The following is an 11,156-nucleotide window of genomic DNA, read 5'->3' as shown; positions in this document are numbered from 1 at the left end:
GCCCGGCTCCCCCTCTGGTGAAATTCGGTTACTCGACGACCGTGACGATGCGGCGACGGCGGGCCGAGCGGAAGGCGATCGCGCCCGCCACCAGCAGCGCCGCGCCACCGGCGGCGATCAGGCCGGCCGGCGCGCCGGTGATCGGCAGGCCGCCACCCTCGCCCCCGGCGGTCAGCTTCACGGTGAGGGCGGCCTTGTCGTTGCCGCTCTTCGAGTCCTGCACACCACCGTCGACGGTGACCGCGCCGGCCTTGTAGTCGAGCGAGTCGATGATCTCCGCGGAGATGTCGAACAGGAACTTCTTGTCCGGCTTCACCGAGTCGATCACCAGGCACACCAGGTCGGTGACGTCCGCCGGGTCCTGCACCGTCTCGTCGATGTCGGTGAGCGACCTACCGGGCAGACAGCGGTAGTCGGCCTCGGTGAGCTCGACCCCGGTGGGCAGCTTGACGTGGACGTACGGCATCCAGTCGATCCCCGGCGGGATGACCGCCGACGGGCCGTTGTTGCGCAGGCCCACCTTGACGGAGGCCTCGGAACCGATCGAACCGCGCAGCACCCCGCCGATCGCGGCGCTGTCCGCGCTGGTCTTCGGCACGCTGACGGTGAAGTGGACGTAATTGTCGTCCTCGTTCAGGTCCTCGACGACATCCGGTTCCTCGGCGGTGGCCGAGAGCAGGGCCTCCATCTTCAGCTCCTTGCCGGCGGCACCGGCGGTCCGCTTGGCGAAGTCGAAGACGTACTTATCGGTGAGACCGACCGCGCCCACGTACGCCGGGTAGTCGAACGGCCCGGCGGCATCGGCCGGCACCTTGATCCGCAGCGGGGTGTCGGCGGGCAGCGTGAAGGCGCCGCCCCCGGCCAGGCCCTCGTTGAAGACGCAGACGATCACGGACATGCCACCCTCGGCCAGCCGCTCGCAGTTGCGGTAGTCCAGCACGGGGGTGATGCCGTACGGCGCCATCAGCACCAGACCCAGCGCCTTGACCTCCTTGTCACCGGCGTTGCGGATCAGCACCGGGACGTCGGCCGACTTGCCGGGGCTGAGCTTCATGTCGGTGACGCCGTCGATCTCCAGGTCGACGCCGCCCTTGGCGGTACGCACCACCGCGAGCGAGGTCTCGTCGCTGAGCTTGCCCGCGACCGAACTGAACAGGGTGATCGCCGACGCCGGCGTCGTCCCGGAGCCGGTCGGCTTCAGCGTGAATGTGACGCTGCGCCGCTGACCCGGCTTCAGGGAACCGACCTGGCACACGTTCTCGGCGCATTCGGCGGGCGCGGTGAATCCCAGATCCGCGGGGATCGGTTTGGCCGCACTACCGAAAGCGACGGTGACATTCTCGGCGGCTACGTCACTGAGGTTGTAAAGGTCGAATTTGACCGTCTTGGTCTGCCCATTGACTACGGTGACCGTTTCCGGGACGACGATGCCGACATAGGCGAAATCCATCTCGGAGGCGGCCTGAGCAGGCGTGGCCAGCCCGGTCAGGGTCAACCCGGCAGCCGCTGTGGTCAGGGCGAGACGATTGATCAGAGCGCGCAGACGCATGGTCACCGTTTCATGGGGTGGCCGATAAGAGCCCGCGAATCTTAAGGCCCGCTAAGCCGAAGATCAAACGTCGGCGAAAACCGGACCGCCCGCCGGAAGTGGCGGCACTTCACCGCGATTCGCCGCACGCCGGGCGAACTCCCGGACACCGGCGATCTGGCGCTCTCCGAGAGAGAAGTCGAGAACCCGGAAATAGTTGGCGAGCGTCGCCGCGTCGAACGGCTCCCAGCGGGCCGCCGCCTCGGCCACCTCGTCCAGCTCGTCCAGGCACAGGTCGCGGGACCGCTGGAAGGCCTCGTGCACGTCCTTGACCAGACCCGGGTGCGCGGCCGCGAAGTCACGGCGGACCGCCCACACCGCGAAGACCATGGGCAGACCGGTCCACTCCCGCCACGCCTCGGCCAGGTCGATCACTTCCAGACCGTTGCGGGGCGCCTCATACATCGCGCGGAGCGCCGGGTCGCCGATCAGCACCCCGGCGTCGGCCTCCAGCAGCATCTGGGACAGGTCGGGTGGGCAGCGGAAATACTCCGGCTCGGCGCCGTATCTCTCGGACAGGAGCATCTGGGCCAGCATCACACCGGTCCGGGAGGTGGAGCCGAGCGCGACCGGCCGCCCGTCCAGCTCGGCCGGCGGCCGGGTGGACACCAGATTGACCGAGAGCACCGGCCCGTCGCTGCCGACCGCCAGATCGGGCAGCAGCAGGAGCTCGTCGGCGTGCCGCAGGAATTCGACGAGCGTGATCGGCCCGATGTCGAGGTCACCGGCGACCAGGCTGGCGCTGAGCCGCTCCGGCGTGTCCTTGCGCAGGTCGACGTCGAGCAGAGCGCCCGATCGCATCAGCCCCCAATAGATCGGCAGACAGTTGAGGAACTGGATGTGCCCGACCCGGGGCCGACGGACGCTGTCGCTCATGGGGCGACGGTATCTCCGATCTCGTCCCGCATGCTGGTCGGCGGGGCCTGCCGTGTCTCAGATCGCATCTCCCGCCGGATCAGCGGCCAGCACGCCGCCGCGGCCAGCAGACCGGCCGCGCCGGCGCCGGTCACCAGCACCCGCGGATCGAAGAGGCCGACCAGCGGGCCCGCCACGAAGAAGCCGACGATGCCCGCGGTCTGCATCGACGCACCGAACGCGGCGAACGCGCGGCCGTGCGACTCGGGCCGGACCCGGCCGGCGATCAACACACTCGTACAGACGTTGAGCAGGCCGTTGAAGAACCCGCCGGCCATCCAGACCGGGATCAGCAGCCAGGCCGAGCCGACCGTCGCACCACCGATCAGCACCGCCAGGCAGGAGCCGGCCAGCAGCCCCAGCACCGTGGCCGGAGTCCGCCACCGGCCCGGCAGCCGCCCGCCGAGCAGGCTGCCGATCAGCAGCGGCAGCCGCTGCCCGGTCTGCCCGACCAGGACGCCGGCCAGCGCCGGGGCGACCAGGATGCCGATCTGGCCGGCGCTCTGCACGATGCCGCTGGCCCTGGGGAAATCCTTCTCGGTCACCATCCGCGGGATCAGGGCGGCCAGCGTGGGCTGGGTGATGGCCAGCCCGCAGGCCAGGGTGGCGATCAACGCGATGATCAACACCGGGTGGGCGGCGAAGGCCAGGACCGCGCAGACCGCGGCCTGGATCAAACCCGCGGACACCAGCAGCGTACGGCTGTCGAAACGGTCCACCAGCCGTCCGGCCAGCGGCGCCAGCAGCGCGATCGGCAGGGTGGCCGCGAGCAGGAGCCCGGAGACGGCCAGCCCACCGTGCCCGGCCTCCTGCAGGACCAGGGCCAGGGTGGTGGCCGCGAGGAAGTCACCGCAGACCGAGACACCACGACCGGCGGCCGCCAGATAGACGTCGGCCCAGCGCGAATCGGCAGATGTGAAGGACATACTTCGAAAGTATTCCTTCACATCTGCGGGCACAACCCGCTCCCGCCGGTTCGGCTATCGGGGGAAAGCGATGTACTGCACCACCACCTGACGCGCGCCCTCCGGAGCCGACGGCCGCCGCTCACGCAACCGGAACGGCTCGGTCAGGGCCAGCACCTTCTGATTGAGTTCGGTCAGCTCCTCGGCGGTGAGCAGCAGTTGCTGACCCATCAGGGCGCTCGCCTCACGCCACTCGCCCGGCTCCCCGGCCTGCCGCCCCAGCCACTCCCGGACCTGGGCCTGCCCCCGGTTCAGATAGAGGTCGACCAGGGCATGCTCGGCCGCGATCGACTCCGGCGCCTCGGAGTCGCCGCCGAAATACAGGCTGGCACCCACCGCGCGCCACCGCCGCTCCCGCCCGTCCCCACGGCTGGGCGCATGCTCGACAAGGCCGTACTTCGCCAGTTCCCGCAGGTGGTAGCTGGTCGCACTGGGCGACAACCCGACCAGCTCAGCGCACTCGGTAGCGGTCACCGACTCCCCGGTGGCGGTCAGATGCTCGACGATCTCGATCCGCGCCGGATGCGCCAGAGCCCGCAACGTCCGCGCATCCGTGATCCGCCCACCGGCCACACTCTCCCGCTCCGCCATCCCCCCATTCTCACCAGCCCACCCCGGGCCGGCCCCGGCAGCTCTCAGGCGACCTTCATCTGCTCATCACCGAAGTCGGCTACGAGCAGCAGCGTTCCCCCCAGCGCGGCGATGTAGCGGGCCAGCACGTCCTGGGTGGAGACGGAGCCGGCTTCGATCTGCGACACCCTGGCGATCGAGACACCCATCCGCTCGGCGACCTGCTCCTGCGTCATCCCGCGCCGCTTGCGCAGCTCGGCGAGCCGCCAACCGCGCGCCTCGTTCAGGATCCGCTCGACACCCTCCTGGAACGCCTCGGGTCCTCCAGCGGTGCTGACGGCCCGATCAAGGTCATGATGATCTCCCACTGCACTGCGAAGCCTCCCCATGAATTTAATAATGTCCTTAACCTGCGACGGTCCGGGGAGCCAAAAAGGGGTAGACGGATAGAGGGAACGGCGTAGGGTTGAGGGCCGCTTGACGGCCGTGGTGAGAAAGCACCGCAGCGGGCGTCCCCGCGCCGTGGGGCGGCCGACACGCCCTCGCGGATACGCGAGCGACCTCGATCGCTTAAACCGAGGACGACCTGTGCCCACCACTGATCTGGACACCGAACTCACCGCCGAACGCAGCCACCTCGACGACTCCCGGGCCGCGTTGCGCCGGATGCGGGACCGGGCCCAATCCCTGTTCGCGACCGGTGACAAGGTCGCCGGGGACGCCTACACCGCCGAGCAACTGGGCCGGCACATGGCCCGCCGGGTCAAGGAACTCGCCGACGATCCGGACACCCCGCTGTTCTTCGGGCGGCTGGACATCGACGAGAGCCCGTACCACGTGGGCCGCCGGCACGTCACCGACGACGCCGGTGAGCCGATGGTGCTGGACTGGCGGGCGCCGCTGTCCCGCTCGTTCTACCGGGCCAGCGTGCGCGACCCGCAGGGAGTGTCGACCCGGCGCCGGTTCGGGTTCGTCAAGGGCGAGCTGACCAGCTTCGAGGACGAGCACCTGGACCGGGGTGAGGAGCTGGGCACCAGTTCCCGGATCCTGACCGCGGAGATCGAGCGGCCGCGTGTCGGCCCGATGCGCGACATCGTGGCGACCATCCAGCCGGAGCAGGACGAGCTGGTCCGGGCCGATCTGGCCGACTCGATCTGCGTGCAGGGCGCACCCGGCACCGGTAAGACCGCGGTGGGACTGCACCGGGCCGCCTACCTGCTCTACCTGCACCGGGAGCGGCTGCGGAAGTCGAAAGTGCTGATCGTCGGGCCGAACAGCGCTTTCCTGTCGTACATCTCGGCGGTCCTGCCGACCCTCGGTGAGGTCGAGGTGCAGCAGTCCACGCTGGACGATCTGGTGGGCCGGGCGCCGGTCCGGGCAGTCGATCCGGTCGCGGTCACGGCCGTCAAACATGACGTACGCATGGCGACGGTCCTGCACCGGACACTGTGGAGCCGGATCGCGAAACCGGACGAGCCGATCATGGTGTCCGACGGTTCGTACCGCTGGCGCATCGACGTGGAGCCGCTGCGCCGGATCGTCGACGAGGCCCGCCGGGAGGGCCTGCCGTACGCGACCGGCCGGGAACGGGTCCGCGCCCGGGTGGTCAACCTGTTGCAGCTCCAGTCCGAGTACCGCACCGGCAACTCGCCGAACGACTCCTGGCTGCGCCGGATGAGCAGGATCGCGCCGGTGACCGCGTTCCTGGACGCCTGCTGGCCGGCGGTCACCCCGGAGGCGCTGGTGGTGGCCCTGCTGACCGATCCGTCGATCGCCGGCGACCTGCTCACCGAGGAGGAACAGGAGGCGATCCGCTGGGTGAAGCCGCCGAAGACGGTCAAATCGGCGAAGTTCAGCGCGGCCGACCTGGTGCTCGTCGACGAGGCCGCCGGGCTGCTGGAACGGGAGGCCAGTTTCGGTCACGTGGTCGTCGACGAGGCGCAGGATCTGTCCCCGATGCAGGCCCGCGCGATCGCCCGGCGCAGCGAGCACGGGTCGATCACCCTGCTCGGCGACCTGGCCCAGGGCACCGCCCCGTGGGCCACCACCGACTGGCGGGACATTCTCGGGCATCTCGGCAAACCGGACGCGGCGGTGGTCCCGCTGACCGTGGGGTTCCGCGTACCGGAAGTGGTTGTCGCCCTGGCCAACCGCCTCCTGCCGGCGCTCGGGGTGAACGTGCCGGAGGCCGTCTCCCTGCGCCGGGACGGCGAACTCACCGTGATCGACGTGGCGGAGCCCGGCGACCTGGACCCACGGACGCTCACCGAGGTGACCGCAGCCCTGGCGCACGAAGGATCAGTAGCGGTCATCGCGGCCGACGAGGCGGTCGATCGGCTGCGCGCCCACCTGGATGCCGCGGGGGTGGAGCACGCGACGCCCGACGACGTCGACAGCCCGGCGCGGGTCCGGGTGGTCCCGGCGACGATGGTCAAGGGATTGGAGTACGACCATGTCATCGTGCACGAGCCGGCCGACATCGTGTCCGCCGAGCCGAAGGGCCTGAACCGTCTGTACGTGGTACTCACCCGTGCCGTCACCAGGCTTTCGGTATTGCACTCGAAAGCCCTCCCGGAAGCGCTTAGGCTTCCGTGATGCCCCGTATCGGCGTCATGTTCGACTGCAATCGCGCCCCCGAAGAGCTTCCCGAGTTCGCCGCCGCCCTGGACCGGGCCGGAGCCGACGACCTGTGGGTCGTGGAGGACCTGGGCTGGAACGGTGGCGTCAGCGCCGCCGCCCTGGCCCTGGCCGCCACCTCCCGGCTGCGGGTCGGCATCGGCATCGCACCCGCCCCACTGCGCAACCCGTCCCTGCTCGCCATGGAGATCGCCACGCTGGCCCGGATCCACCCCGGCCGGATCGTGGCCGGGATCGGTCATGGCGTGCCGGCCTGGATGAAGCAGGTCGGCGCCTACCCGAAGTCGCCACTGTCCCTGCTGGAGGAGAACGTGGTCGCCGTCCGCGGCCTCCTCAACGGCGAGACCGTCACCCTGGACGGCCGCGAGGTGCACCTGGACGGTGTCAAGCTGGTGCACCCGCCCGCGGTGGTCCCGCCGATCGTCACCGGCGTGGTCAAGCCGAAGGGTCTGGAGCTGTCCGGCCGGGTCGCCGACGGCACGATCATCGTCGAGGGCCTGAGCCCGGAGCGGATCACCGAGGCGATCGCCACCATCCGCAGCGGTGGGGCCGGCGACGACCACGAGATCATCAACTTCGCGTTCCTGCACGTGGAAGACGATCCGGAGGCCGCTGCCAAGATCCGGACGACGGCTCTGACCGGGCAGGCCGGGTTCCTCGGCGTGCCGGTCGAGGAGGTGTTCGGGCTGATCGGCCCGGCCGCCGACATCCCCGCGAAGATCCAGGCTCTCACCGACGTCGGCTCCGGCACCGTCGTGCTGCGCCCGTTCGGCGACGACCACCTCGGTCAGGCGCTGGCCGCGCTCAAAGCCCTGGGCCGCTGAGCCGCTCCATCACCTCCACCGGAAGTGACGGGTTGGCGGCGGCCTCCGCCGCCAGCCCGATGTCTCCCCCATCCGCTTCGTCCGTCTCGCCGCCGGCTCCTGCGGTGATCAGCTCGACGATCCGGGCGGCCGGCAGGTTCGGATGGGCCGCGGCGATCACCCGGGCCCGAACGTCGGCCAGGCACAGCTCCAGAACCTCGGCGGGCGCGTCGGCCCGCCGGGCGATCACCCGGAGCACCTTCGGCACCGACGGCTCGTGCCCGGCCAGATCGGTGAGCGGACCGGCCGACGCGTCCGGGCCAGCCCCACGCCCGGCCAGATCGGTCAGCAGACCGGCCGACGCCTCCGGGCCAGCCCCACGCCCGGCCAGATCGGTCAGCAAAACGGCCGACGCCTCCGGGTCAGCCCCACGCCCGGCCAGATCGGTCAGCAGACCGGCCGACGCGTCCGGGTTCGCGGCGACCCGCGCGATCACCCGGGCACCGTGCCGGGCCACCATGTCCCGCAACAACTCCTCGGGTATCCCCGGGTGCGGCGCGACCGCACTGACCACCTTCGCGTCCGGGTCACGGGCCAGCCGATCCCGGATCTCCGGCGGCAGATCACGACGCTCCGCCAACCGCATCCGCAGCTGCGGCGACGGGCTGCCGGCCAGCTCACGCACCTCGTCCGGCCCGGCCGCGGCGATCCGCGGCAGCAGACCGTCGGCCGTCTTGCGGATGGCCCGGCCGAGAAGATCCAGCGGCACCGACGGGTTCCGCGCCACCCTCCGGCGCACCTCCCGATCCTCGTCGTCGGCCAGCCGTCGCATCGTCGCCTCGGACAACCCCGGGTGCTCCGCCACCGCGGCCCGCACCCCGGGCACCGGATCGGTGGCCAGTCGCTCCGCCGCCTCCACCGGCAGATCACCGCGCCCGGCGAGCTGCCGGCGCACGAACGATGACTGATGTCCGGCCAGCCTAGCCACCGCCCCGACCGGCGTGGCCGGGTTATCCACAGCCTTACCCAGGAGGCTGTGGATAACTTCGGATCGGGGGTCGGTGACCAGCTCGGCGAGCGCCCACGGCGGGGTGTCCGGATTCGACGCCACCGCCACCCGCACCCCGTCGTCCGGATGCCGGGCCAGCCGCGCCAGCAGATCACCGTCCGTGGTGAAGCAGGCCAACTCGGCGACCACCTCGAAGTCGTGATCGGCCGCGAGCAGCAGATTCACCTGCGCGGGCAGATCCGGGCAGGCCGCCAGGCTCACCCTCCGCTTCGGATCGGGGTCACCGGCGAAGGCCACCGCCCACTCCTGGCGGCCACGACCCTCATCAAGCAGGACCATCGCCGTGTACGGCCGGACCGCCTCGTCCACATCCCCCGCGTCGAGCAGCCCACCCCGGGCGAGCGCCGCCGCGATGTCATCGGACCGGGCGGCCAGCACCCGGACCTGCTCCGGATCCAGATCGGTGCGCCGGGCCAGGCACTCGGCCAGCTCGTCGTCGGCGCCCTCGATCAGACGGGAGATCAGCACCGGCGGAAGCGCCGGGTTCCCGGCCAGCGCCTGCCGCAACTCACGGTCCCTCATGTCGATGGATGATCGCCGCCCCGGGCCACCACGGGCAAAGCGTTTTCGCCGATGATCGAAGCATGGACGTGATCACACAGTGGGTGCGCATCGCATGGACGAAACAGTCCCGGGGTGGCGCCGCGGCCATCCGGCGCAACGCGCTGCCCACCCTCTTCCCGCTGCCGGAGACCGGTGGACCACTACTGCACGAGATCGACATGCGGGAGTGGCAGGATTTCGTACCGCGGGCGTCGGTCAGTCACGAACCGCCCGCCGACCTCGGCCTGCGGGAAACCGGCGATCTCCTGCACGTGAAGCTGACTCCGGCACAGGGCGGCAACCCGGCCCGATGGTACGAGCGCCCCGCCGTCACCCTGACGCCCGGCCGGTGGATGCGGTGGCGGATCAACTACCGGTTCAACGGGCGCTGGTCCAACGACGGCTACTACCGGCTCGACACCCTGCACCTGACCTACCGGGGTGGCGCCTTCACCGGCCCACCCGCCCACGACCTCGACGACCGGGCCGACCTCTACTGACCCAGCGGCTTCACCCAGCGGGACCAGTCGTCCTGCCGCCGATATCCGTGCGCTGCCCAGATGCCGTGCGCGACGATGTTGCCGTCCAGGACCATGGCGTCGGTACGCGTACCGCCGAAGCTGGTGAACCGCTCCTCCGCCGCGGTGACCAGACGGCCGCCGAGACCCTCCCGCCTGCGGTGTGGCGCCACCGCCAGCCGGTAGAGGTGACAGCGCCAGCCGTCCCATCCGGCGATCACCGTCCCGACGATCTCCGCACCGTCCACGGCCAGGATCAGCGCCTCCGGATCCCGCCGGAACAGCGCCTCCACCGCGGCCCCGGTGTCCACCGGCCGGCTCTCGTTCTCCGCCGCCGACCGCCAGAACGCCAGCACCGCGGGCAACTCCGCCACGGTCGCCGCTCGCAAGATCACATCACCCATGGCTCTCACCGTAGGTTGAGACCACCATCCAGGAGAATCACTTCCCCGGTCAGGTACGTGTGACCGATGAGCATCAGAATCAGATCGGCCACATCGGACGGCTGAGCGGCCCGGCGCATCGGGCTCGCGGAACGCCACAACTCCTGAGCATCCGTCCACGAAGCAGTCATCGGGGTGTCGACCAGGCCGGGCGCCACCGCGTTCACCCGCACATCCGGCCCCAGCGCCGCCGCGAGCAGTTTCGTCACGTGGTTGAGCGCGGCCTTGCTAGCCGCGTACGCGATCGAACTGCCCTTCGGCCGCACCCCCGCATGGCTCGTCACGTTGACCACACAGCCGTTGCTCTCCCGCAGCGCGGGCAGTGCCGCCGTGCACAGCAGCCAGGGCGCGATCAGGTTCACGTCGAGCAGCCGCCGCCAGTCGTCAGCGGTCAGCCCGTCCAGCCGCGCGTGCGGAATCGGCCAGCTGATCCCCGCGTTGTTGACCAGCACATCCAGGCGCCCGTGCCGCTCCAGGACCGCCGGGACCAGCCCCGACGCCGCGTCGTCGTCACCAAGATCCGCTTGATGGTACGAGCCACCGAGCTCCTCAGCGAGCGCCTCCCCGTCGGCCCGGCTGGCCCGAGAATGAACCGCAACGGTCATCCCATCCGCCGCCAGCCGCCGGGCGGTAGCCGCCCCGATCCCCGACACCGATCCGGTGACCAGCACAACCTTCCCCACCGGGACAGCCTATGCGCTATCCACGACGCTCATCCGGCCGACGCCACCCGTGGGCCGGCGCCCGGTTCGGACCGCACGCGGGCTCACGGGGGTGTCCACTTCTGGCCTTCCCCCCGGCCGATCTTGGTGGATTTACCACCGTTTCCGGGCCTTCTTCTCAGCTGCTGGCCCGCTCGCGGTCGATTCCTCGCACGAATGTCCACCTTCCAGCTCCACCCCGGCTGATCTTGATGGATTTACCACCGTTTCGAGCCTTGTTCTCGGCTGCCTGATCACTTGCGGTCAGCCCCTCGCGCGGGCAACCCGTCCAGCCGAGATCTTGGAGGATTTAACACCGAAAACGGTGGTAAATCCACCAAGATCGGCCAGGGCGGAGCTGGAAGGTGGACACCCGCGCGGGGAATTGACCGCGAGCGGGCCAA

Annotated in this window: 11 protein-coding genes; 3 read left to right on the top strand and 8 right to left on the bottom strand. The window is 70.3% G+C overall.

What is annotated here, in order from left to right:
* Window positions 1–28: 28 nt before the first annotated feature.
* From ACQ0O7_RS07395 to ACQ0O7_RS07375, 5 genes are read right to left on the bottom strand one after another with little or no spacing between them, the layout of a single operon-like run.
* On the bottom strand, window positions 29–1,555 hold the full coding sequence (locus tag ACQ0O7_RS07395) for a hypothetical protein (RefSeq protein WP_430781014.1): 1,527 nt from the start codon (window positions 1,553–1,555) through the stop codon (window positions 29–31).
* A 57-nt stretch (window positions 1,556–1,612) separates the two neighbouring features.
* Window positions 1,613–2,464, bottom strand: coding sequence for a menaquinone biosynthetic enzyme MqnA/MqnD family protein (locus ACQ0O7_RS07390; protein WP_430781013.1), 852 nt, complete (start codon window positions 2,462–2,464; stop codon window positions 1,613–1,615).
* Entirely contained in the window at window positions 2,461–3,429 is a 969-nt protein-coding gene (locus ACQ0O7_RS07385) for an MFS transporter (RefSeq protein ID WP_430781012.1), read from the bottom strand. Before ACQ0O7_RS07385 ends, ACQ0O7_RS07390 begins: the two co-directional genes overlap by 4 nt.
* Window positions 3,430–3,483: 54 nt before the next feature.
* The gene (locus ACQ0O7_RS07380) at window positions 3,484–4,059 is read right to left on the bottom strand and encodes a helix-turn-helix domain-containing protein (protein WP_430781011.1); all 576 of its coding nucleotides are present in this window, start codon (window positions 4,057–4,059) and stop codon (window positions 3,484–3,486) included.
* A 44-nt stretch (window positions 4,060–4,103) separates the two neighbouring features.
* Entirely contained in the window at window positions 4,104–4,406 is a 303-nt protein-coding gene (locus tag ACQ0O7_RS07375; protein ID WP_430781010.1) for a helix-turn-helix domain-containing protein, read from the bottom strand.
* Between the two features lie 220 nt (window positions 4,407–4,626).
* On the opposite strand from ACQ0O7_RS07375, the gene ACQ0O7_RS07370 reads away from it, so the two are divergent.
* A complete protein-coding gene (locus ACQ0O7_RS07370; protein WP_430781009.1) occupies window positions 4,627–6,633 on the top strand; it encodes a HelD family protein in 2,007 nt (668 codons plus the stop codon).
* Window positions 6,633–7,499: an LLM class flavin-dependent oxidoreductase gene (locus ACQ0O7_RS07365; protein WP_430781008.1), complete on the top strand. Its 867-nt coding sequence runs from the start codon at window positions 6,633–6,635 to the stop codon at window positions 7,497–7,499. The genes ACQ0O7_RS07370 and ACQ0O7_RS07365 overlap by 1 nt, the downstream gene beginning before the upstream one ends.
* Here ACQ0O7_RS07365 and ACQ0O7_RS07360 read toward each other — a convergent pair.
* A complete protein-coding gene (locus ACQ0O7_RS07360) occupies window positions 7,480–9,069 on the bottom strand; it encodes a hypothetical protein (RefSeq protein WP_430781007.1) in 1,590 nt (529 codons plus the stop codon). The genes ACQ0O7_RS07365 and ACQ0O7_RS07360 overlap by 20 nt on opposite strands.
* A 62-nt stretch (window positions 9,070–9,131) precedes the next feature.
* Between ACQ0O7_RS07360 and ACQ0O7_RS07355 the strand changes: the two genes are divergently transcribed.
* On the top strand, window positions 9,132–9,590 hold the full coding sequence (locus ACQ0O7_RS07355) for a hypothetical protein (RefSeq protein WP_430781006.1): 459 nt from the start codon (window positions 9,132–9,134) through the stop codon (window positions 9,588–9,590).
* On the opposite strand, the gene ACQ0O7_RS07350 is transcribed toward ACQ0O7_RS07355, so the two are convergent.
* Together ACQ0O7_RS07350 and ACQ0O7_RS07345 are read right to left on the bottom strand one after the other, a co-directional pair.
* Window positions 9,584–10,012 carry a GNAT family N-acetyltransferase gene (locus tag ACQ0O7_RS07350; protein WP_430781005.1) on the bottom strand — a complete coding sequence of 143 codons (429 nt, stop codon included), beginning with the start codon at window positions 10,010–10,012 and terminating at the stop codon, window positions 9,584–9,586. The two genes, ACQ0O7_RS07355 and ACQ0O7_RS07350, sit on opposite strands and share 7 nt — an antisense overlap.
* Window positions 10,013–10,017: 5 nt before the next feature.
* The gene (locus ACQ0O7_RS07345) at window positions 10,018–10,734 is read right to left on the bottom strand and encodes an SDR family NAD(P)-dependent oxidoreductase (protein ID WP_430781004.1); all 717 of its coding nucleotides are present in this window, start codon (window positions 10,732–10,734) and stop codon (window positions 10,018–10,020) included.
* Window positions 10,735–11,156 lie beyond the last annotated feature (422 nt).

Origin of the sequence: Actinoplanes sp. G11-F43, assembly GCF_050589265.1 — a bacterium.
Classification (GTDB): domain Bacteria; phylum Actinomycetota; class Actinomycetes; order Mycobacteriales; family Micromonosporaceae; genus Actinoplanes.
The sequence above is the reverse complement of the archived record's forward strand: the minus strand, read 5'-3'. Positions and strand labels throughout refer to the sequence as shown.